A 20,442-nucleotide genomic window follows, 5' to 3' on the forward strand; every position below is an offset into this window, starting at 1 on the left:
GAACGGCTTGGGCTCTTTCACCACCATGCAGACGGCGATCAACTCAATGGCTGGCCACTACACCAATTATCCCAATCGCCCGCTGCCGGAGGCGCTCAAGGAGCGGATCGCCAAGGAACTCAAGAAGGCTGAAACCAACGCGACTCGCGGCGCCTAAGGCCCTGATCCAAGCCAACCATCTTTGACGAAGGACCCCACGATCTGAGAAGCTCTCGGATTGTGCTCAGAAGCGGCTCCGGGCCGCTGTGTCCTTGGCCAACGTTGTCGTCATCGGTGCGCAGTGGGGTGACGAGGGGAAGGGCAAGATCACGGATCTTCTCAGCCGCTCAGCCGACGTTGTGGTGCGGTATCAAGGCGGGGTGAACGCCGGCCACACCATCGTCGTGGACGACAAGGTGCTGAAACTGCACCTGATCCCCTCCGGGATCCTTTACCCCGACACGATTTGCTTGATCGGCTCCGGCACGGTGGTCGACCCCAAGGTGATGCTGGGAGAGCTCGACATGCTCGCCACCTACAGCATCGACATCAGTGGCTTGAAGCTGGCTTCTACGGCCCACGTCACCATGCCTTACCACCGACTGTTGGATCAGGCGATGGAACAGCGCCGTGGTGATCGCCGCATCGGCACCACTGGCCGGGGCATCGGTCCCACCTACGCAGATAAATCGGAGCGCAATGGCATCCGAATCTTGGACATTCTTGACGGGGATCGGTTGCGGGATCGCCTCGCGGGCCCCCTTGCCGAAAAGAACGAAATTCTCGAGAAGCTCTACGGCCTTGAGCCGTTGGATTTCGAGACGGTTGTGGCCGAATACGTCGGCTACGGCAAGCGGCTAGCGCCCCATGTGGTCGATTGCACCCGCACTATCCACAGCGCTGCGCGGGCCCGCCAAAACATCCTGTTTGAGGGAGCCCAGGGCACCCTGCTGGATCTTGACCACGGCACCTATCCCTATGTCACCTCCTCAAACCCGGTAAGTGGCGGTGCCTGCATCGGAGCAGGGGTGGGCCCCACCTTGATCGATCGGGTGATCGGGGTAGCCAAGGCATACACGACCCGGGTAGGAGAGGGTCCCTTCCCCACCGAGCTCCAAGGCAGCCTCAACGATCATCTCTGTGATCGGGGCGGTGAGTTTGGTACCACCACGGGCCGCCGCCGCCGTTGCGGTTGGTTTGACGGGGTGATCGGTCGCTATGCGGTGGAGGTGAACGGCCTCGATTGTCTGGCCATCACCAAGCTCGATGTGCTTGATGAGCTCGATGAAATCCAGGTATGTGTTGCCTACGAACTCGACGGCGAGCGGATCGAATATTTCCCCAGCAGTTCGGAGGATTTCGCCCGCTGCCAGCCGATCTTTGAAACCTTGCCGGGTTGGCAAACCTCTACTGCCGATTGCCGCAGCCTGGAGGAATTACCTCCAACGGCGATGAGCTACTTGCGCTTTCTTGCCGATCTAATGGAGGTACCAATCGCCATCGTTTCCCTTGGCGCTAACCGCGATCAGACGATCGTTGTAGAAGACCCCATTCACGGTCCCAAGCGGGCCCTGCTGAGCACCTAATGGATCCCATGGAAAAGACCTACGACGTCGTCGGCATTGGCAACGCCATCGTTGACGTGCTGGTGCAAGCCAACGACGACCTTATCGACAACTTTGAACTCACCAAGGGCACCATGGCCCTGGTGGACGAAGCCCAAGCCGAGCGCCTCTACGCCAGCGTTGGGCCGGGCCTTGAAACCTCTGGCGGCTCCGCTGCCAACACCCTGGCCGGGGTTGCCCAACTGGGCGGCAGGGCGGGCTTTATCGGTCGGGTGCGCAACGATCAGCTGGGGGGGATCTTTACCCACGACATCCGTTCGGTTGGAGCTCGCTTTGACACCCCTGCGGCCACGGAGGGGCCCTCCACGGCCCGTTGCCTGATCCTGGTGACTCCAGATGCCCAGCGCACCATGTGCACATACTTGGGCGCTTCGGTGGGGCTGGATCCAGCCGACCTCGACCTTGACATGGTTGCCCAAGCCAAGGTGCTCTACCTAGAGGGTTACCTCTGGGACAGCGACGAGGCCAAGGCGGCTTTCATCACTGCGGCCGAGGTGGCCCGCGCCCATGGGGGCGAGGTGGCTTTGAGCCTGTCGGATGCTTTTTGCGTCGAGCGTCACCGCGAAAGCTTCCAGGAGCTGGTGGACGGCCACGTCGACATCCTGTTTGCCAACGAAATGGAGATCACAGCCCTCTACAAGGCCAATAGTTTTGAAGAGGCTGCCGACCAGGTGCGGGGCCGCTGCAAGCTGGCAGCCCTCACCCGCAGCGAGCAGGGATCGGTAGTCCTTAATGGCGCCGGCACCCACAGCGTCGCCCCCTTCCAGCTCGGTCCCTTGCTGGACACCACAGGGGCGGGTGATCTCTACGCCGCTGGCTTCCTGCACGCCTATACCCAGGGCCAGGCCGTCGAGGCCTGTGGACGGCTGGGTTCCCTCTGCGCTGGTCAGGTCGTGACCCAGCTGGGGCCCCGGCCCCAAGGCTCGCTCAAGCAGCTAGTAGCCCAGCACCTGGGCTGAGCTTCACTACGGCAGCACCAGAGCCCCTAACAGCTCACTTTGGCCAAGGGCTTCTACTCCTGCCGGCTCTACTGGCCTACCGATCAGCAATAGCTGGGGGCCTGTGCCGGCACAAAGTTGCTGCCAGAGCTGTTCAGTAACTCCGCCCGACTGGCGTGCCAACACCGTGGTGATGCGCCAGCGGCGAATCAGGGATCGCTCTACCTCCAGCTCCGAGCCTGGGCGGAGGCAGGCGACCTGATCGGCCGCCAAGCCAGCTGCCATGGCCAGCTGTAGGGCCCTTGGGCTGGGCAGCAGCCGGGCGAAGTGACGGGCGCCGGGGCTGCAGGCCAGCGCCTGTTTTAGTTGGCGTGCACCTATTGCCAATAGGAGGTGGTGGCCCTGCAGCGAGCGACTACGCAGCGTCTCCAGGCTCGGCAGGATCGTTGCCGCTCCAGGCAGGGTGGGACGCAGCAGCCGTATCAGCCGTTGGCGGCGCTGCTTGCACACGGCGGCCAGCTGGCGACTCACCACACAGGCGAAGGGATGGCTGGCATCCACCACCACCGCATAGGGCCAACCCACCGATTCGGCGGCGACCAGTTCTGCCCATACCCCCTGCTCGCCAGCGATGGCGCCGACGCGCAGGGTTAGCCCCGGATGGGGGCGATAGGCCAGGGCCGCTGTTGCACCAACAACGCTAACGGTTAGGTGCCAGCCGCGCTGCAGCAGCCGCTCCGCCACTACGGGGCCTTCGCCGGTGCCGCTGATCAGCCACAGACGGGGCGAGGTCTGCTCAATCTCAGGTCCGTGCATCAGGATGGGACCCACCAATGGTTGCCGGGGAGTGAATCACTGTCTGCTCGAGGTTGAGGTGCTGGAAGCGCCCCAGGTGCGATACACCCAGGACAATCAGACGCCGGTGGCGGAGATGGCGGTCCAGATAGATGGCCTGCGTCCTGATGATCCCCCGGGTCAATTGAAGGTGGTCGGCTGGGGCAATCTGGCCCAAGAGCTCCAGAACCGGGTGCAGGTTGGCCAGCGGCTGATGCTCGAGGGCCGGATGCGCATGAATACCGTCACCCGTCAGGACGGCGTCAAGGAAAAGCGCGCTGAATTCACCCTGGCCCGGCTGCACGGCATGGGTCCTGGCGCCACCAGCAGTCCTGCTGTCAATCCAGCTGCCGCAACTGCGCCTGCGCCCCAGCGCCGTGCCCCAGCGGCGGCTCCCCCTGCCACCCCAGCTCCAGCCGCGCCGGCAGGGGCCCAGCCGCCAACCTGGAATACCTCCCCGCTGGTGCCTGATCTCCCTGACGACGACGACATCCCTTTTTGATGCGGGATTGATCCCGTTCAGAGCTAGGCGTCGGCGCTGGAATCGGAGTCGCTCAACTGATCGAGCAGCTGGCCCAGCTCCCGCTCCAGGGCGGCTAGATCCAGGCGCCATTGGGGCCAACGACCCGCATCAATTTGGCGCAGCAACCAAAGCCGGTCGCTCTTGAGGTTGCTGATCAGTTCGGCGGTGCCGGTTTCGCTGGGCCGGCTGGTGGTCGCATCCGCCATGGGCATAAAGGAAGATGGCTGTATGCAAGCACTTCTCTCACCAGGCAGCCTCGTGACCATCGCGGGGGCTGTGCTCACGGTGATCGGCACGATCGCCTATGCCACCGATATCCCCAATCTCAGCCTGCCGACGATCTTCTACGGCATTCCGATCCTGTTGGGTGGGTTGGCCTTGAAATCCTCTGAGCTGCCTCCACCTAAGCGACTAACGCCGGCCTCCCGTTTCAAGCATTTGCGGGACCTGCCGGAGAGCGAGCCCCTGCGCAAGCTGCTGGCCGATGTAGATCGCTGGCGCTACGGACAGAAAGCCCATCTGGAGAGCTCCCTGGAGGTGCTCAAGCTCTGGGACGAGGACGCTCCGCCCCAGCTGCTGAGTGTTGAGGAGCTCGACTGTGATGGCCGCTATGGCTTGCGCCTGCGCTTTCGCTGCGAAGGGGTGCCCCTAGATCGCTGGCAGGCCCGCGCTGATCGGCTTGGCCGCTTCTTTGGCCCCGGTTTGAGTGCCGACATCAAGCCAGAGCGCCGCGATGAATTCAGCCTCGCTCTGGTGCCCGAGCCCAGCGCTAGCTAAGACCGCTCAATCCATCTCCCCCTCGACAAGCGAAACCTTGATCAGCAGTCAGGACACCCTGAGGGTGTCGGTCCTAAGTGAGGCCCTTCCATACATCCAACGCTTTGCGGGCCGCAGGGTGGTGGTCAAGTACGGCGGCGCGGCGATGGTGCAAGCGGAGCTTCGCGACGCTGTGTACCGCGATGTGGTGCTGCTGGCCTCGGTGGGGGTGCAGCCGGTGGTGGTTCATGGCGGCGGTCCGGAGATCAATGACTGGCTGAATCGCCTCCAAATCGAGCCCGAATTCCGTGACGGTTTGCGGATCACCACTCCGGAAACCATGGACGTGGTGGAGATGGTGCTGGTGGGCCGGGTCAACAAAAATATTGTTAACGGCATCAATCAGGTGGGTGGCCGGGCCGTGGGACTTTGCGGCAGTGATGGTTCCTTGGTGCGGGCCCGCACCTACGCCGGCGGGGTAAACGGGCTGGTGGGAGAGGTGGCGGCAGTAGATCCGGCAGTGCTTTTTCCCCTGCTCGATGCCGGCTACATACCGGTGATCTCGAGCGTGGCCGCCGACGCTGAGGGCCAGGCCCACAACATCAATGCCGATACCGTGGCAGGTGAACTGGCCGCGGCATTACAGGCCGAGAAACTGATCCTGCTCACAGACACGGCAGGAATTTTGAAGGATCGCCACGATCCTGACTCCCTAATTCGTCAGCTGACCCTGGCGGACGCACGCCAATTAATCCATGACGGTGTGGTGGCAGGCGGCATGACCCCGAAGACCGAATGCTGCATCCGGGCCCTGGCCCAGGGAGTGGCGGCGGCCCACATCGTTGATGGCCGGGTGCCCCACGCCCTGTTGCTGGAGGTATTCACCGATTCGGGGATTGGCACCATGGTGGTGGGCAGCCAGCGCGTCGGCCATGGCTGAAGACCTGCTGGCTGCAGCCCGTGCAGCCCTCGAGCGGGGCGATTACGGCCAGGTTGTACGCCTGTTGGATCCCCTCAGCAGTAAGCATCCTGCTGCTACCGCCACCGGAGCTGAGATTCAGCTGCTGCTCGCCACCGCCTGGATGGGGCGGGGCGACAACGGCCGGGCGATCCTGTGTTGCCGGCTGATCAAGCGCTGCCGTGATGCCAGCCTGCGGGCTCAGGCCATAGACCTACTCACCGTGCTGGAGGCACCGGCCCTCGAGCGCCCCCGCGATTGGTCGATCACCCTGCCCGATCTGGGCACAGCCGAGGCCATGGGCGGCCAGATGCAGCAGCTTGCCCGCGGCCGCCGCTCCAACAAACCGCCACCGCCGCCACCGCCACCGGTGGGGCCAACCAGGGCTCCAGTGGGCTTCGCTGTGCTGGCAGTTTTGCTGTTGCTGCTGACGCTGCTGCTAGGCGGCTGCACCGAGGTGCGCAGCGAGTTGACCTTCAAGGGGCCGGGCCGGCTGCAGATCGCCCATGGCCTATCGAGCCCCGGCACCCAACCCGAGCCCTGGGCCCGTCAGTTTGGCCGCACCCTGCTGACCCAGGGATTTCACCCGGCCAAGCAGCCCAAGCCATCTGCTGGCGCAGACGGCTTTCACCAGCGACTGGAGAGCCCGGTGCTGCCAGCGCCCGAGGCCCTTGCTCTGCTGGCAGCAAACCTCAGCGCGGCAGCGGATCTGGCCGGTGTGGCCCTGCAGCCGCCCCACTTCCAGCTGCGGGAGCGCAATTGGCTGCTGGGGGTGCGCCAAAGCCTTGAACTGACAGTGGACCTGCGTGGGCTCACCTCTCTGCCGGGTTTCAGCGCCACCATCGACCTGGCCCCTGTGACCCCTGCGGCTGTCCGCCTGGCCAGTCCCGAGCCCGCTGCGGCGATTTCTGGACGAGCTGCCCTGCACTGGCCCCTGCGCTTTGGCGCCAGCAACACCCTGCAGCTCAGCTGCTGGCGCTGGAGTGGTCTTGGTATTGGCGGCGCCCTGATTACCCTTGCCCTAGTGCTGGTGCTGGCCCTGGAGCGCCTGCGGCGTCTGCTGGGCTTCGGCCTGCCGGAACTCCCGGCTTGAGCGCGGTGCTCAAAGGGTGAGGGGGTCTGGGTCGATCGCCAGACCCACCCCCGCAGGCAGCCCCTCCCGCAGCAGGCTTTCAGTCGGCAAGGGCAGGGGCTGGGCGGCGGGACCATGCAGCAACAGCTGCCAGCGACTCTTGCCCGCTACCCGGGCTACCGGGGCCGGGGCTGGACCAATCAACAGCCAGCCGGCTGCCGCCACTTGGCTGCGGATTCTCTCCGCCAAGGCGGCGGCGGCGGTTGCCGTGCCGCTGGCGCTTGGTCCGCTCAGACGCAGGAGGCAGGCCCGGCTGAAGGGCACCAGGCCACCCTGGCGGCGCAACTGGCTCTCCTCGGCCAAAAACAGCTCGTAGCGCCCATCCACCAGGTGGCGAATCACCGGGTGTTCGGGGCTGTAGGTCTGCACCAGCACCTCGCCTGGTTTTTCGCCGCGGCCCGCCCGGCCCGCTAATTGCAACAGCAATTGCAGGCACTGCTCGGAGGAGCGCAGATCGGGGCGATGCAAAAGCCCGTCTGCCGCCAATACCGCCGCCAGGGTGACCCGGGGTAGGTCCATGCCTTTGGCCAGCATCTGGGTGCCTACCAATACGTCGGCTTCCCCTTGGGCAAAGCGATCGAGCAGGCGGCGGTGGCCGTCGCGGCCCCGGGTGGTGTCACGGTCAAAGCGCAGCAGGCGCAACCCTTCAAGCTCGGTTGCCAGCTGCTCCATCACCCGCTGTGTGCCCGCGCCAAAAGGCTTGAAGGCAGTGGAGCCACAGTGGCCGCAGCGATTGCCCATCTCGGCGCGGTGGTCGCACCAGTGGCAGCGCAGCCATTCCTGGCCCCCTTTGGAGCGGTGCACGGTTAGGGATACATCGCAGTGGGGGCAGAGCACCGCTTCACCGCAGCTGCGACAGCTCAGGAATGCTCGATAGCCCCGTCGGGGGACAAGCACCACTGCCTGTTCGCCCTTCTCCTGCAGCTGCTCTAAGCGCCCCATCAGGGCCCGGCTGATCAAGCGACGGTGGCCGTCCGCGAGCTCGTGGCGCATGTCGATCACCCGTACGGCAGGCAGGGGTCGCGAACCAATCCGCTCCGGCAGTCGTAGGAGGCGGGTGGCTGGTTGGGGGGATTGACAGCTCAGCCAACTCTCGAGGGAGGGGGTGGCACTGCCGAGCACCAGCCGCGCCCCGCTGTGCCGGGCCCGTAGGCGGGCTACGTCGCGGGCGTGATAGCAGGGCATCGGGCTGTCCTGCTTGTAGGAGCTGTCGTGTTCCTCATCGAGCACGATCAGGCCCAGCCTGGGCATGGGCAGAAAGATCGCTGAGCGGGTACCCACCACCACCACCGCTTCTGGTTCTAGGCAGCGACGCCAGGCCGCCACCCGGGCTCCATCGGAAAGGCCGCTGTGGAACTCGACCACCCGGCAGCCGAAGCGTTCCCGTGCCCGGTCGAGCAACTGGGGAATTAGGCCAATCTCCGGGGTGAGTAAGAGGGTGGCCTGCCCCAGCTCCAGAGCTTGAGCGGCCGCCCGCAGATACACCTCAGTTTTGCCGGCGCCTGTAACACCCCAGAGCAAAAATTCCGCGCCCGCTGGGGCACCGGCCAGGGCCTGGACTGCAGCGGCCTGGGCTTCCGTCAGGGCAGGCCAGTAGGCCGGAGCCAGGCCAGCTCCACTACCTTCGGGGGGAGCCTGAAGGCGCTGCACCAGGCCCCGAGCCTCCAGGCCCTTGAGGACGGCGCGACTGAAGCCAGCCTCACCACAAAGATCCCGCAGGGGCACTGGCCCGCTATGGCGCCCAAGGTGCTCAAGCAGTTGCTGCTGCCGCTCGGTGAGGGGCTGGCTGAGGAGTGCTGTATCGGAGCGCTCCACCAGCCAGATTGCACGGCTTGGCCTGCTTGGCCCCTGGTTGCGCTGGCCAAGCCAGCCCGGTGGCAGGGCACTTTTCAGAGTTTTGAAGAGGCTCGTGTGGCACTCCGCCGCCACGCTTGTCATTAAGTTTTGCCAATCGGGATCTACGGCAGCCCGCTGCCAAACCTCCAGGATCGGCTGTATTCGCTTGCTGCTGAGACTCGCGGGTAATTGATCAAGCCAGCCCACCACCAAGCCGGTGTGCGGGCGGCCCTGCAGCCTCACCCGCACCAAATCCCCAATCCCGGCCGGGGTTTCTGGCGAGTTGGCGTAGGTGAATACCTGGCCTTCGCGCCCGGCTTCGAGCCAGATCTGCAGCCAGGGGGTCGACAAGCTTGCACAGGTCACAACCCATTCTTAGGATGTGGATGTTGGGCAGTTCAAGGACTGCCGTCGGAACTAAGCAGATTTCCGTCCAGCGGGAAGACCTGAAGTGAGACCCCGGGAGCCAGCCTCCCACCATTCGGCCTCCCGGTCTGCGACCACCCCTGTCAGCCCTGTCCAGGCCTCGGCCAACCCGTCCAGGCTTCGGCCAACCCTTCCAGGCCTCGGCCACCGACCCCTTGCTTTTTGCCGGGTCGCTCGACTTTTCCTTGCCGACTACCACCGTTCAGAGGTTTCGTTCCCGTTTTCGTGGTCTTGCACCAGCTCCTACGGCTAATCCCGGCGTAGCTGAAACAATTTTCTGCCGATTGCAGGCAGAAGATCTCTAGACCCGATTTCAGGCGATGCGTTTCCGCCCATTTGTTTTGTTGTTTCGTTTTCGTTACCTATGAGCCCTGCTGCTGCCCAGCCGAAAGCAACTCCTGAAATCTTGATGGTGGCCACGGCGGCCGGTGAAGAGGTGCAAGTAAAGCCCAAGAAGGCTGCACCTAAGCCAAAGGCTGCGCCAAAAGCAAAAGCCGCTGCCAAGACCCCGGCTGCTTCCAAGGGAACGGCTGCTCCCAAAGCAAAGGCTGCCACCAAAGCCCCTGCTGCTTCTAAAGGAACTGCTACTACCAAGGCAAAGGCTGCTACCAAAGCAAAGCCGGCCGCGAGCAAATCCTCAGCGCCTAAACCCCCAGCGGCCAAGGCCAAGACTGAGGCTCCCGTCGATACCGCTGAGGTAGACGATGCCGATGATCTAGGCCTATCCGGCAGCTCTGCCGAGAAGGACGAGAAGGCTGCCAAGGCCCTCGCCAGCATCAAGGTGGGGCCTAAAGGTGTCTACACCGAAGACTCCATTCGGGTTTACCTCCAGGAGATCGGCCGTATCCGCCTGCTCCGGCCCGATGAGGAGATCGAGCTAGCCCGCAAGATCGCCGACCTACTCCAGCTCGAGGAGATCGCTGCTCAGTTTGAGGCCGATCACGGCCGCCAGCCCGACAACAAGGAATGGGCGGCATTGGTGGAGATGCCCTCCATCAAGTTCCGCCGGCGCCTGATGCTTGGCCGCCGAGCCAAGGAAAAGATGGTGCAGTCAAACCTGCGCCTGGTGGTTTCGATCGCAAAGAAATACATGAACCGGGGCCTGAGCTTCCAGGACCTGATTCAGGAGGGTTCCCTCGGCTTGATCCGGGCTGCCGAGAAATTCGACCACGAAAAGGGATATAAATTTTCCACCTACGCCACCTGGTGGATTCGTCAGGCGATCACCCGGGCTATCGCTGATCAGTCACGCACTATCCGCCTTCCGGTGCACCTATACGAAACCATTTCCCGGATCAAGAAGACCACTAAGACCCTCTCCCAGGAATTCGGCCGCAAGCCCACCGAAGAGGAAATTGCCGAATCGATGGAAATGACCATCGAGAAGCTGCGTTTCATCGCCAAAAGCGCCCAGCTGCCCATCTCCCTGGAGACGCCGATCGGCAAAGAGGAGGATTCCCGCCTCGGTGACTTCATCGAGGCCGATATTGAAAACCCTGAGCAGGATGTGGCCAAGAATCTGCTGCGAGAGGACCTCGAGGGCGTGCTGGCCACCCTCAGCCCCAGGGAGCGTGACGTGCTGCGTCTGCGCTACGGCCTAGATGACGGCCGCATGAAGACCCTTGAAGAGATCGGCCAGATCTTTGATGTCACCAGGGAGCGCATTCGTCAAATTGAAGCCAAGGCCCTGCGCAAGCTGCGCCACCCCAACCGCAACGGCGTGCTCAAGGAGTACATCAAGTGAGTCAGGGCCTGGCATCCCTGCGGGGGTTGCGCACTGCTCCGTCGCTCGACCCCGCAGCGCTCTCGGAGCTGCGGGCAGAGCTTGAGCCGCTGCTGGCTCGCTGCGACTGGTTCACGGCGGGAGTGATGGCAGCCTCTGCAGCGGCTGCGGTGACCTGTCTGCGTCAGGTCGAGACGGCTCTGGGCTGGTCGCAATTGGAGCTAGATCCCGCCGGTGTTGCCCTCGATTCGATCGAGGGTCCGGTCTTCCTCAAGGCCAACCAGAACAGCGGTCGCTTTCAGGTGCGCGCTGAAACCGGTCTAGGAGAGGGACTATTGATCAGCGGTCACTGTTCAGCAGATACGGCTGCGGAAGACACCTGGGGTCCATTGCCCCTTGATTTCTTCGGCCCTTAATCTGAGTGGCTGTTATCTGCCCCTGATGGCCAACCCCCTGCGCATAGCCTCCCGCCGCAGCCAGCTGGCCATGGTGCAAACCAATTGGGTGCGCGATGAACTGATCCAGGCCCACAACGGCCTGGAGATCACGATTGAAGCGATGGCCACCCAGGGGGACAAGATTCTCGATGTGGCCCTCGCCAAGATCGGCGACAAAGGCCTTTTTACCAAGGAGTTAGAGGCTCAGATGCTTGTTGGACAGGCTGATATCGCCGTCCATAGCCTCAAGGATCTGCCAACCAACCTGCCCGAGGGGCTGATGCTTGGCTGCATCACCGAGCGGGAAGATCCCGCGGATGCCTTAGTGGTGCATGAACAACACCGCGATAAGAGCCTGGCAACCCTGCCCGCAGGCGCCGTGGTGGGCACCAGTTCCCTGCGCCGTCTAGCCCAGCTGCGCCACCACTTCCCGCACCTCAGCTTTAAGGATGTGCGCGGCAACGTAATCACCCGTCTGGAGAAACTTGATGCTGGTGAGTACGACTGCCTGATCCTGGCGGCCGCTGGCTTGGGACGGCTTGGTTTGGGGGATCGCATCCACGAACTGATCGACCCCTCCATTTCCCTCCACGCCGTTGGCCAGGGTGCCTTGGGTATTGAGTGTCGAGAGGGGGATGCCGCCGTGCTCGAGCAGATCAAGGTGTTGGAGCACCAGCCCACCGCCCGTCGCTGCCTGGCTGAGCGAGCCTTTTTGCGTGAGCTGGAGGGGGGCTGTCAGGTGCCCATCGGCGTTAACAGCCGCTTCGACGGAGATACGCTTGTATTAACGGGAATGGTTGCAAGCATCGACGGCCTGCGCCTGATTCGCGATGAGGCTTGCGGTCCCCAGGCCGACCCTGAGGCCATTGGGATCGCCCTTGCCCATGCTTTGAAGGCCCAGGGCGCAGGCGAGATCCTGGAGGAGATTTTTGCAACTGTCCGGCCCGAAGCCTGAACCAGCGCCAGCGGCGGCCAGCCCCGTTGAAGCCGAGGCCCGCGCCCTTCCCTATCAATGGAATCTGCTGGCCTGGGCTGCCCTGATTGGGGTGCTCACTGGACTGGCAGTGGTGGCCTTCCACGAATTGCTGGGCTTCATCAATAACGGGCTGTTTGGACCTTTTGTGGAGGGGCTCCTAACGGTTGGTCGTAGCCAGCCGCCGGAGTTAGCAACCGAATTGCCGCTGGCGGCGGCTCCTGATACGGGCACACCGCTGCGCGCCCTGCTCCAGGTGGGTCTCGGCGGGCTTGGCTTCCTGCCACCGCCCCCGGCCGTTCCCGAGCCGTTGCCCCTGCCGGTTTCCTCACTGCCCGATTGGATCAGTCTCTGGCCGGTGGTTGTGGTGCCCACCCTGGGGGGCTGGGCCGTTGGTCTTTTGCGCCGCTATGGCGGTGATCTGGGCCCTGGCCTACCCAGCCTGATGGCGATGGCCGATGGCGCCGTTAGCGCTAGGCCCCGCTTGCCCTTTCAGCGCCTGCTGGGTGCATCCCTCAGCCTGGGCAGTGGTGCCTCCCTCGGCCCGGAGGGGCCCAGCGTTGAGAGTGGCGGCAATATCGGTCTGTGGGTGGCCCTGCGCGGCGGGCTCTCTCCCCAGAGTCAGAAAGCCCTGGTGGCCGCGGGAGTGGCCGCAGGCCTGGCGGCGGGGTTCAAGGCACCCATCGCCGGGGTGTTTTTTGCTTTTGAAGGAAGCTTCAGTGCCGTTCAGGGCCGGCCCAGCTTGCGGGCGGTGCTGGTGGCGGCGGTGGCTTCCTCGCTGGTCACCCAATTGCTGCTCGGCGACACACCGATTTTGCGCTTGCCTGCATACGAGGTGCGCTCACCGCTGGAGTTACCCCTTTATCTGGGTTTGGGCCTGGTGGCCAGCTTGATGTCCTGGGCCTTGGTGAGCCTGCTGGCGGCAGGCCGCAGCGAGCGGCTTCAGGCCTGGCTGGGCCAGCTGCCGCCAGGCCTGCCCACCGCCCTAGGGGGTGCCTCTGTGGGTGTGATGGCTCTGGGTTTTCCCCAGGTGCTGGGTGTCGGCTACGACACGATTGAGGCCCTGCTTGGCAGCGAGGGTGGCGTACCCCTGCTCACCTTGCTGGTATTGCTGGGTGTCAAGCTCTTAGCAACTGGTATCAGCAATGCCACCGGCTTTGTTGGCGGTGGTTTTGCCCCATCCCTGTTCCTGGGAGCGGTGCTCGGCAACTGCTACGGCCAGCTGCTTGGTGATAGTGGCCTGCACCTGCCGGTGGCTGAGCCACCCGCTTACGCCATGGTGGGCATGGCCGCTGTGCTGGCCGGTAGTGCCAGGGCTCCTCTTACGGCCCTTTTGCTGCTGTTTGAGCTCACCCGCGATATTCGAATTGTGCTGCCGCTGATGGCCGCCGCAGGCCTCAGTGCTGCCTTGGTGGAGCGCTGGCAGGGCCTGGCTGATCCGGGCTTACTTGGGCCTGACCCCCAAGAGGAGCATCGCCGCCGCCAGTTGGCCGCCCTGCAGGTGGCTGAGGCTTTCGAGCCCGAGGCCCCCCTGGTGCTGGCAGCTGAGTTACCAGCCCAAAAGGCCTTGCTTCAGCTGGTGAAGGCCCACGGCCACTGTCTGGTGGTGGCTGATGGGGCTTGGGTGGTGGGGCTGGTCACCCTGGCTGATCTGCAGCGGGCCCTAAGTGCCGAGCGGGAGTTCAATGACGACGGCTCTTTACCGGTGCCCACCTTGCTCTCCTGTCGCCGCAGTGACTTGGTATGGCTGCCGATGTCTGCCCAGCTTGCTCAGCTGGAAGACCAGCTGAGGCCAAATGGCTTGCGCCAATTGCCGGTTTTTGATGTGCCGGCTGCGGCGGCGGCAGCCCTGCCCCATGGCCTTCCCAATCCCGGTTTGCCGGTTGCATCTCTACGTGGCTTGGCCAGCCGCGATGGCATGGCCCGGGCCCTAGCGCGCCAGCTCACACCCGCTGGGGATTGGGCTCAGGATTGAGTCTGCAGCTGGCTACAGAGCGCCTGGGCTGCTGGATCAACCGCACTTAACCTGGCCAGTATCCGCTCCAAATCAAGGGGTGAAAGCTCGCCGTCACTGGCCCACTTCAAGGTGGTGCTCACTTGGGGTTCGCAGGAATGATTGGAGTGGGGAACCGCAGACATAGACGCAGTCGAAAGGCCTCATGCCTTGTTTTGGCCTTATAAGGTACGCCGATAACCCCAACTTGCGGCTGCAGCTGGGGTTATCTCCAGAATATTTTCCGACAATCGGCTGGCTTCAGCGCTGCACGATTACTGGCGTACCGACTTCCACCTGATCAAATAAGGAGCGCACATGCTCGTGGAGCATGCGCACGCAGCCATTGGTAACGGCTGCGCGTGATGTCACCGTCCAGGACCAAGCATTTGGCGTGCCATGGATGCCGTACTGGTTGGGTCCGCTTTTCTGGAATCCAAGCCAGCGATCACCTAAGGGGCCATTTGGTCCGACGGTGGCGTTGATCTTGCCACTTTTGGTGCTCTGGTATTTGGGATTAACAACCTTGTTTTGCACCGAGAAGCGCCCTACTGGTGTGGGGGTGCTGGGATCGCCAATCGCCACTGGCCAACTGCCCAGCACCTTGCCGCCTTCACGCAGGCTGATCGTGCGCTTGTCAAGCTGAAGCACAATTTCCCGGCTGTTGCTCTGGGCCTGGACAGGGGTCCAAGCCGGGGCCATTGCCAGTGCTGCTGCGGCAATCCAGAGCGGTTTGAGGTAGTCAGCCATAGAAATAAGGGCGCTTAGTTCACCAGCTTGGTGTCGATGATGTGGAGATAGCGCCGTTCGCACTCCTTGATGATGCGCACGGCTTCTACTGGCTCCAAGAAACCATTGACCTTGCAGGTGCCGGGTTTTTTGAGGTCTTTGTAGTGCTCCCAGTAGTACTGGGTTTCCGTGACCCACTGCTCACCAAGCTGGGTGAAGCTGGTGATGTGGTCCATACGCTTGTCATCGGCCAACACGGCGATCACCTTGTCGTCGACCTCGCCGCCGTCGTCAAAGGTCATGATGCCGATGATCCGAGCTTCCACCAGCGATCCCGGTACTAAGGGCTCGGTGACACCGACAATTTCAATATCTAGGGGGTCGCCGTCCTCGTCCCAGGTGCGGGGGATGCAGCCATAGGCGAAGGGGTAGGCCAGCGACGAATAGCCGACGCGATCCAGCTTGAGGTGGCCGGTTTCCGTGATCAATTCGTACTTGTTGATCGTCATGGAGTTGAGCTCCACGATCGCGTTCACGCGCAGCTTGGCTTCATCGGCGAAGGCCGGCAGCACGTGCAACAGGTTGAGCATCGTGCGGCTCGGGGCGTGGTCGATGTTCGCCATGAAGCGGAATTTGAGTGGCTAAGCAGCATCTTAAGTATCTGCCTGCAGGCGCTCCAGCTTGTTGCGCAGATAGCGAAGGAAGGCTGCCGCGCTGAGCCTCTGGCCACTCACCTGCTCCACCAGCTCTTCCGCATTGACGCTGCGGCCCAGGGGATAAACCCTGCTGGCCAGCCAGTCCCGCAGGCTGCTCTCTTTACCAGCAGCGATAGCGGCCTCGATGGCACCTTGGCCGCCAAGCTCCTGCTCCATGGTTTCCGCGAGTTGGGCGCTGATCAGATGGCCCAGGGCATAGCTGGGGAAATAGCCAAACAGGCCTTCGGCCCAGTGGATATCTTGCAGACATCCCTCTGCGTCAGTCTGCGGCTGGATTCCAAGCAGCTTCTGCATGCGTTGGTTCCACTGCTGGGGTAGTTCTGCCACCGGCATGTCCTGCTCGAGCAGGGCCAGCTCCAGCTCAAAGCGCAGCACGATGTGCAAGCAGTAGCTGAGCTCGTCGGCTTCCACCCGGATCAGGCCGGGCCGCAGGGGATTCAGCCCTCGCCAGAAGCCGTGGGCGCCGCCCCAGGGATCACTGCCGCTGCCAACGCCGCTGCCACCACCGCTGCCTAAGCCGGCGCAGAAGCGCGGATGCCAGCGCTCGGCGAAGGCGCGGCTACGGCCCACGCGGCATTCCCAGAACAGCGACTGCGACTCGTGCACCCCCATCGAGGTGGCCTCACCCAGGGGCCAGGGGAAGTAGTGGTTGCCCGTGCGGGGCAGGCCCTGTTCATATAGGGAGTGGCCCCATTCATGGGCGGTGGCAAGGAAGGCCGAGAGTGGCTGATCCGGCACCACCCTGGTGGTGATGCGGAAGTCCTGGGGGCCCACGGTGCAGGAAAAGGGATGGGCCGAGCGGGAGCGTTGGCAGTAGGCCGGGTCGTAGCCCCAGCTGTTGAGCAGCTCGGTGCAGAGATTTTCCTGCAGGGCTTCGGGTAGCTCTGGCAGGGGGGATACCTGGGTTGCTGCCGCCTGCTGGAGCAGAACGGGCAGCTCGGCCTGCAGTGGGGCAAACAGCTGCTGCAGCCGTTCTTTGCTGACGTCGGGCTCAAACGGCTGGGCCAGGATTTCCCAGGGGCTGCGGTGTTGGGCTTCGGCGGCGGCAAGTTGGGTCGCTTGTTCGCGGCGTAGGCCGATCAGGCTTTCCAGGGCCGGAGCAAAGATGCTGAAGTCACTGCGGCGCCTTGCCTCCTGCCAGATGGCATTGCCGCGCGACTGCGCTTGGGCGATCTGGGCTACTAGCTGGGGATCTAGGCAGCGCTGGCGATTTAGCTCAAGCCGCAGTAGCTGCAGGTTGCGGCGCACCGCCGCCGGTGTGCTGGCTTCAAGCTCAGCTTCCGCCGCCTCGACCAGATCGGCGTAAGCAGGGCTGCTCTGGCGTTCGTGTAGCTGGCTGGCCAACAGGGCCAGTTGGTCGCCACGCCATTCGGCACCGGCCGCCGGCATCACCGTGTTCTGGTCGTAATAGAGGGCACTGCTGATTGAGCCCAGCAGCTGGCTCTGGCGTAGGTGCTCCTGCAGCTGATCTAGGGGCGATTTTGGCTGCGCCATGGGGAACTTCTGCTAAGGCCATTCTTCCGGCTTCAGGCCTGGCGCGCTCAGGCTGATTGCAGTTGGGCTAGCTGGTTCTCCAGACGTCGCTTGAGTCGGGTCTGCACCAGGGAGCAGAGCTCGTCTACCAAGGCGCCTTCGGCACTCCAGATAGTGCGCACCCCATCGCGCTCGCAGCGCACTAGGCCAGCCCGCTGCAATTGGCCGAGCTGGCGGCTGATGTGGGATTGGGAGAAGCCAGTGGCTTCGATTAGTGCTGCCACATCCATGGGACCTGCCCTGAGCTGACAAAGCAACTGGAGGCGCGCCGGCTCGCTCAGCAAACGAAAAAACTGGCAGTACTCCTCCAGCAACTGGGGAGACGGCATGGAGCTGGAATAGGCCATCTATTAATTATGTCGCAGCTATGTCGCAAGCCGCATTCCCCCGAGCAACCCCGGACGTGACGCCTTTATGCGGCTATGGTCATAGCAAGCTGCAATGCCGCGATGGTTGTCGCCCCGTTTACGCCGATCTCCCTGCGGGCAGCGGCTGGAGGGGGATCCCTGCTCTTCCGCCAGCTTTTTGATGCCCAGACCGGCACCTTCACCTACTTAATAGGCGATGTGTCCAGTCGCCAGGCGGTGATCATCGATTCGGTGTTTGAGCGCCACGGCCGGGATCTCGCCCTACTCCGTGAGCTGGGGCTCGAGCTGGTGGCCTCCCTCGATACCCATGCCCACGCCGACCACGTCACCGGCAGCTGGCTGCTGCACGAGGCCACTGGCTGTGCAATTGGCCTGGCTGCAGCCGCTAGGGCGAAAAACGTGACCATGCCCCTGCAGCACGGGGATCGGCTGTCCTTTGGTGTTCGCTGGCTCGAGGTGCGCAGCACCCCAGGTCATACCAATGGCTGCCTCAGTTTTGTGCTCGACGATCAGTCGATGGCATTCAGTGGTGACGCCTTGCTGGTGCGGGGCTGCGGTCGCTGTGACTTTCAGCAGGGCAACCCCCATACCCTCTGGGCCTCGATTACCCAGCAACTCTTCAGCCTGCCCGACTCCTGCTTGCTCTATCCAGGGCACGACTACGAGGGCCGCACGGTCAGCTCGGTCGTTGAAGAAAAAGCCTTCAACGCCCGCCTGGGCGGTATGGCCACCGAAAGGGATTTCGTTGGTCACATGGAGTCCATGCAGTTACCCCACCCCCACAGGATCGCCGAAGCCCTGCCTGGCAACATGCGCTCTGGCAAGCCCGTGGATCAGGGCGTCACCAGCCCTGCTGCAAACCCATGTTGGGCGCCATTGCAACGCAGCTATGCAGGCCTGCCTGAACTTTCCCCCGCCTGGGTGGCGTCCCACCTTGATGGCCTCACCTTGCTGGATGTGCGTTCGGCTGAGGAATATGGCGGCGCCGACGGTCGGGTGGCGGACAGCCTGCTGATTCCCCTGCCGGAACTGGAAGGTCGCATCTCCGAACTTCCCGTCAATCAACCGGTGGTGGTGGTCTGCCACTCCGGCAGCCGCTCGGCCCTGGCTACCCAGCAGTTGCTTAAGGCCGGCCTCAGCCAGGTGGCAAACCTCCACGGCGGCCTGGCCCGCTGGGCGGATGAGGGCTACCCGCTGCAAGGCGTCGCTTCAACCTGATCAACCTCCTTATCAGTCATGAAACCAGACCTCGATACCCGTCTCAATGCCCAGGCCCTAGCCCAGTTGGTGCGGGACGGGCACACCAGCCCCCTTGCCGATCTAGATGGCGGCATCCCGAGCTGGGAGCAGGCTGGTTTGCCGCTGCACAGGCTCAACAACGCCCCCCTGCCGCTGATGCGCCAGGTTCAGATCGCCGCTGGCGCTTTGGTGCTGCTCGGTCTGGGCCTCGGCAGCTGGGTGGCGCCGGCTTGGATTCTGCTCAGCTGGTTTGTGGGAGCCGGCCTGGTGTTTGCTGGCATCAGTGGTTTTTGTGGCATGGCCCGCCTGCTGGCCCTGATGCCCTGGAACCGGGTTTCGATTTGATGGCAGCAGGCGCTTGCCCCCAACACCTGGATGGATGCATGCGCTCCACTACAAATCATGCCCAGCGGTTGATCACTCTCTGGATTGCCTGGTTGCTGGCCATGCTGTTCCACGTGGATTTGGCCTTGATGCCCTTATTCCACGGGCAGTCACCCGAGATCAACAGCCAAGTGCCACTGGGCGCCTTGCCGCTGCTGTTTGGTGCCAGATGCACGCCTTGATCAGATCGTGCTGATGGTGGTGATGACCCTGCTTGGGTTGTTGATCAATATTGAAAGCTGGCACTGGTGGCGCCAACATCACTGAAGAGATGTCTGCTTGAATAGCTGGCCGCTTTGTCTTTTCGCAACCATTTAGTCTTTGTATTTTGCATTGGCTGGCGAGGCCGATAAGCCCTGAATACAATTATTTATTCCTAGAGCTCCAGCCTTAATGAAACCAGCTTTCGACCGGCTGGCCGCACTGACCTGACGGGGGAGGTGGCCACCGCAAGGCCTGGCAACCTGGAATGCTGCGACGCTTCTGGGACACCGGGACGCTTTTGCAAAATTAGCCTTAGCTCTCAATCACTAATTCACCAATCCAACCCTTGGCCCAGTGCATTATCTCACAATCCTGTGGTGAAGCATTGACGTTTAGGTGTTGATATCCGATTGCACATCCTCCACTAGTATTGGCATAGATTTGTCACATCAGCTCAGGTCCCTTCACAATCATGCCAAGAATTACCGTTGAGCTCTCCGTGGAAGAGCATCGAGCTTTAAAACTTTTAACCATTCTCGAGGGCAAGAAACTTGGCGCCGTCTTAAAAGAGGCAATTAATTCCTACCTTGTGCAAAAGGGTGCTCACGATCTCGAGGTAAAAGGCAAGCAGTGATTTCAGTTGGGCGTATTGGGTGTTGCCGCCACCAGAAGATCAAGTACCTCGCGATCTTCGAGCTGATTAAACGCTGCACACCACATGCCCACGGATTGGAGTTGCTCCACCAGCATCAGGATTTCGAGTTGATCGACTAGCTGGCGCAGTTGCTTGGTCGTTTCGTCATACCGCAACCTTTCCTGCCTAAATAGCGCCGACCGCAAGCTCGGTTTGCAGAGAATTGGCCACCTTTCGCACCGACCAGGTGGTCACGGGAAGCAACAATTATTCGCCAATGGCGACGGCTACCGGAGAGCACTCCAAATCTCTTTTAGTGCATCAGTGGATCAGAACCGCCCTGAGCGCGTTGCTGGGCCAGGTTGCCGCACTGGCTGCTCGACTAGGCGCGGCTGCGTCTTTTCGGCTATTACAGGAAGACTTTGACGCTTAGCCATGCGCCGCATTGCTGCATTTCCCTGTCTTTTGACCCTTTGTACTACTGCTTCCCTGCTTGCACCCT

At 62.7% G+C, this 20,442-nt stretch carries 20 protein-coding genes and 1 pseudogene; 13 read left to right on the plus strand and 8 right to left on the minus strand.

The genetic code is table 11. The annotated features are described in order from the left end of the window. The 3 genes and pseudogenes from KBY99_RS14280 to KBY99_RS14290 form a co-directional block, all read left to right on the plus strand. A pseudogene (locus tag KBY99_RS14280) lies at positions 1 to 157 on the plus strand (photosystem II protein Psb27); the annotation flags it as partial. A gap of 88 nt (positions 158 to 245) precedes the next feature. After that, positions 246 to 1,565: an adenylosuccinate synthase gene (locus tag KBY99_RS14285; protein ID WP_193486180.1), complete on the plus strand. Its 1,320-nt coding sequence runs from the start codon at positions 246 to 248 to the stop codon at positions 1,563 to 1,565. Then, complete coding sequence (locus KBY99_RS14290) at positions 1,565 to 2,563, plus strand: adenosine kinase (RefSeq protein ID WP_254999730.1); 999 nt, start codon at positions 1,565 to 1,567, stop codon at positions 2,561 to 2,563. The genes KBY99_RS14285 and KBY99_RS14290 overlap by 1 nt, the downstream gene beginning before the upstream one ends. 6 nt (positions 2,564 to 2,569) lie before the next feature. Here KBY99_RS14290 and KBY99_RS14295 read toward each other — a convergent pair whose 3' ends face one another. Beyond that, positions 2,570 to 3,358, minus strand: coding sequence for a precorrin-6A/cobalt-precorrin-6A reductase (locus KBY99_RS14295; RefSeq protein ID WP_254999731.1), 789 nt, complete (start codon positions 3,356 to 3,358; stop codon positions 2,570 to 2,572). Between the two features lie 31 nt (positions 3,359 to 3,389). Here KBY99_RS14295 and KBY99_RS14300 point away from each other — a divergent pair, with 31 nt between their 5' ends. Further along, positions 3,390 to 3,878 (plus strand): single-stranded DNA-binding protein, encoded by a 489-nt coding sequence (locus tag KBY99_RS14300; protein WP_254999747.1) that lies wholly within the window; start codon positions 3,390 to 3,392, stop codon positions 3,876 to 3,878. Between the two features lie 23 nt (positions 3,879 to 3,901). Here KBY99_RS14300 and KBY99_RS14305 read toward each other — a convergent pair whose 3' ends face one another. Continuing rightward, positions 3,902 to 4,105 carry a hypothetical protein gene (locus KBY99_RS14305; RefSeq protein WP_254960932.1) on the minus strand — a complete coding sequence of 68 codons (204 nt, stop codon included), beginning with the start codon at positions 4,103 to 4,105 and terminating at the stop codon, positions 3,902 to 3,904. A 22-nt stretch (positions 4,106 to 4,127) separates the two neighbouring features. Here KBY99_RS14305 and KBY99_RS14310 point away from each other — a divergent pair, with 22 nt between their 5' ends. Genes KBY99_RS14310 through KBY99_RS14320 form a run of 3 tightly spaced genes read left to right on the plus strand, consistent with a single transcriptional unit; the run spans position 4,128 to position 6,706 of the window. Then, positions 4,128 to 4,676 carry a DUF2854 domain-containing protein gene (locus KBY99_RS14310; protein ID WP_254999733.1) on the plus strand — a complete coding sequence of 183 codons (549 nt, stop codon included), beginning with the start codon at positions 4,128 to 4,130 and terminating at the stop codon, positions 4,674 to 4,676. A gap of 40 nt (positions 4,677 to 4,716) precedes the next feature. Then, positions 4,717 to 5,595, plus strand: coding sequence for an acetylglutamate kinase (gene argB, locus KBY99_RS14315; protein WP_254999749.1), 879 nt, complete (start codon positions 4,717 to 4,719; stop codon positions 5,593 to 5,595). Beyond that, positions 5,588 to 6,706: a DUF3153 domain-containing protein gene (locus tag KBY99_RS14320; RefSeq protein WP_254999734.1), complete on the plus strand. Its 1,119-nt coding sequence runs from the start codon at positions 5,588 to 5,590 to the stop codon at positions 6,704 to 6,706. Before argB ends, KBY99_RS14320 begins: the two co-directional genes overlap by 8 nt. A 9-nt stretch (positions 6,707 to 6,715) precedes the next feature. Here KBY99_RS14320 and priA read toward each other — a convergent pair whose 3' ends face one another. Next, positions 6,716 to 8,932 carry a primosomal protein N' gene (gene priA, locus KBY99_RS14325; protein WP_254999737.1) on the minus strand — a complete coding sequence of 739 codons (2,217 nt, stop codon included), beginning with the start codon at positions 8,930 to 8,932 and terminating at the stop codon, positions 6,716 to 6,718. A gap of 439 nt (positions 8,933 to 9,371) precedes the next feature. On the opposite strand from priA, the gene rpoD reads away from it, so the two are divergent. From rpoD to KBY99_RS14345, 4 genes are read left to right on the plus strand one after another with little or no spacing between them, the layout of a single operon-like run. Continuing rightward, positions 9,372 to 10,751: an RNA polymerase sigma factor RpoD gene (rpoD, locus tag KBY99_RS14330; RefSeq protein ID WP_254999738.1), complete on the plus strand. Its 1,380-nt coding sequence runs from the start codon at positions 9,372 to 9,374 to the stop codon at positions 10,749 to 10,751. Further along, the gene (locus KBY99_RS14335) at positions 10,748 to 11,146 is read left to right on the plus strand and encodes a DUF1824 family protein (protein ID WP_254999739.1); all 399 of its coding nucleotides are present in this window, start codon (positions 10,748 to 10,750) and stop codon (positions 11,144 to 11,146) included. Before rpoD ends, KBY99_RS14335 begins: the two co-directional genes overlap by 4 nt. 25 nt (positions 11,147 to 11,171) lie before the next feature. Next, positions 11,172 to 12,122: a hydroxymethylbilane synthase gene (gene hemC / locus KBY99_RS14340; protein ID WP_254941667.1), complete on the plus strand. Its 951-nt coding sequence runs from the start codon at positions 11,172 to 11,174 to the stop codon at positions 12,120 to 12,122. Beyond that, entirely contained in the window at positions 12,097 to 14,115 is a 2,019-nt protein-coding gene (locus KBY99_RS14345; RefSeq protein ID WP_254999741.1) for a chloride channel protein, read from the plus strand. The genes hemC and KBY99_RS14345 overlap by 26 nt, the downstream gene beginning before the upstream one ends. Before the next feature lie 279 nt (positions 14,116 to 14,394). On the opposite strand, the gene KBY99_RS14350 is transcribed toward KBY99_RS14345, so the two are convergent. Genes KBY99_RS14350 through KBY99_RS14365 form a run of 4 tightly spaced genes read right to left on the minus strand, consistent with a single transcriptional unit; the run spans position 14,395 to position 17,458 of the window. Continuing rightward, positions 14,395 to 14,883 (minus strand): L,D-transpeptidase, encoded by a 489-nt coding sequence (locus KBY99_RS14350; RefSeq protein WP_106502424.1) that lies wholly within the window; start codon positions 14,881 to 14,883, stop codon positions 14,395 to 14,397. Positions 14,884 to 14,897: 14 nt separating this feature from the next. Continuing rightward, entirely contained in the window at positions 14,898 to 15,485 is a 588-nt protein-coding gene (locus KBY99_RS14355; RefSeq protein ID WP_254937014.1) for an inorganic diphosphatase, read from the minus strand. 30 nt (positions 15,486 to 15,515) lie between these two features. Continuing rightward, the gene (locus KBY99_RS14360) at positions 15,516 to 17,072 is read right to left on the minus strand and encodes a carboxypeptidase M32 (RefSeq protein WP_254999742.1); all 1,557 of its coding nucleotides are present in this window, start codon (positions 17,070 to 17,072) and stop codon (positions 15,516 to 15,518) included. 47 nt (positions 17,073 to 17,119) lie between these two features. Beyond that, positions 17,120 to 17,458 (minus strand): ArsR/SmtB family transcription factor, encoded by a 339-nt coding sequence (locus KBY99_RS14365; RefSeq protein WP_254999744.1) that lies wholly within the window; start codon positions 17,456 to 17,458, stop codon positions 17,120 to 17,122. A gap of 102 nt (positions 17,459 to 17,560) precedes the next feature. On the opposite strand from KBY99_RS14365, the gene KBY99_RS14370 reads away from it, so the two are divergent. Both KBY99_RS14370 and KBY99_RS14375 read left to right on the plus strand, forming a co-directional pair. After that, positions 17,561 to 18,697: a rhodanese-like domain-containing protein gene (locus KBY99_RS14370; protein ID WP_254999745.1), complete on the plus strand. Its 1,137-nt coding sequence runs from the start codon at positions 17,561 to 17,563 to the stop codon at positions 18,695 to 18,697. Between the two features lie 18 nt (positions 18,698 to 18,715). Further along, positions 18,716 to 19,063 carry a YgaP-like transmembrane domain gene (locus tag KBY99_RS14375; protein WP_315858001.1) on the plus strand — a complete coding sequence of 116 codons (348 nt, stop codon included), beginning with the start codon at positions 18,716 to 18,718 and terminating at the stop codon, positions 19,061 to 19,063. 879 nt (positions 19,064 to 19,942) lie between these two features. Here the strand turns inward: KBY99_RS14375 and KBY99_RS14380 are convergent. Next, entirely contained in the window at positions 19,943 to 20,116 is a 174-nt protein-coding gene (locus tag KBY99_RS14380) for a hypothetical protein (RefSeq protein ID WP_254999746.1), read from the minus strand. Positions 20,117 to 20,442: the final 326 nt, after the last annotated feature.

It is taken from the genome of Cyanobium sp. Maggiore-St4-Cus (genome assembly GCF_024345615.1).
GTDB lineage: Bacteria > Cyanobacteriota > Cyanobacteriia > PCC-6307 > Cyanobiaceae > Cyanobium_A > Cyanobium_A usitatum.

What these genes read in the sequence shown, in the direction of transcription:
- KBY99_RS14365 (WP_254999744.1), bottom strand. Translation starts at nt 17,458, where the DNA reads ATGGCCTATTCCAGCTCCATGCCGTCTCCCCAGTTGCTGGAGGAGTAC.
- KBY99_RS14295 (WP_254999731.1), bottom strand. Translation starts at nt 3,358, where the DNA reads ATGCACGGACCTGAGATTGAGCAGACCTCGCCCCGTCTGTGGCTGATC.
- KBY99_RS14375 (WP_315858001.1), top strand. Translation starts at nt 18,716, where the DNA reads ATGAAACCAGACCTCGATACCCGTCTCAATGCCCAGGCCCTAGCCCAG.
- KBY99_RS14360 (WP_254999742.1), bottom strand. Translation starts at nt 17,072, where the DNA reads ATGGCGCAGCCAAAATCGCCCCTAGATCAGCTGCAGGAGCACCTACGC.
- KBY99_RS14310 (WP_254999733.1), top strand. Translation starts at nt 4,128, where the DNA reads ATGCAAGCACTTCTCTCACCAGGCAGCCTCGTGACCATCGCGGGGGCT.
- KBY99_RS14320 (WP_254999734.1), top strand. Translation starts at nt 5,588, where the DNA reads ATGGCTGAAGACCTGCTGGCTGCAGCCCGTGCAGCCCTCGAGCGGGGC.
- rpoD (WP_254999738.1), top strand. Translation starts at nt 9,372, where the DNA reads ATGAGCCCTGCTGCTGCCCAGCCGAAAGCAACTCCTGAAATCTTGATG.
- KBY99_RS14370 (WP_254999745.1), top strand. Translation starts at nt 17,561, where the DNA reads ATGGTTGTCGCCCCGTTTACGCCGATCTCCCTGCGGGCAGCGGCTGGA.
- KBY99_RS14290 (WP_254999730.1), top strand. Translation starts at nt 1,565, where the DNA reads ATGGATCCCATGGAAAAGACCTACGACGTCGTCGGCATTGGCAACGCC.
- KBY99_RS14355 (WP_254937014.1), bottom strand. Translation starts at nt 15,485, where the DNA reads ATGGCGAACATCGACCACGCCCCGAGCCGCACGATGCTCAACCTGTTG.
- KBY99_RS14305 (WP_254960932.1), bottom strand. Translation starts at nt 4,105, where the DNA reads ATGGCGGATGCGACCACCAGCCGGCCCAGCGAAACCGGCACCGCCGAA.
- KBY99_RS14350 (WP_106502424.1), bottom strand. Translation starts at nt 14,883, where the DNA reads ATGGCTGACTACCTCAAACCGCTCTGGATTGCCGCAGCAGCACTGGCA.
- hemC (WP_254941667.1), top strand. Translation starts at nt 11,172, where the DNA reads ATGGCCAACCCCCTGCGCATAGCCTCCCGCCGCAGCCAGCTGGCCATG.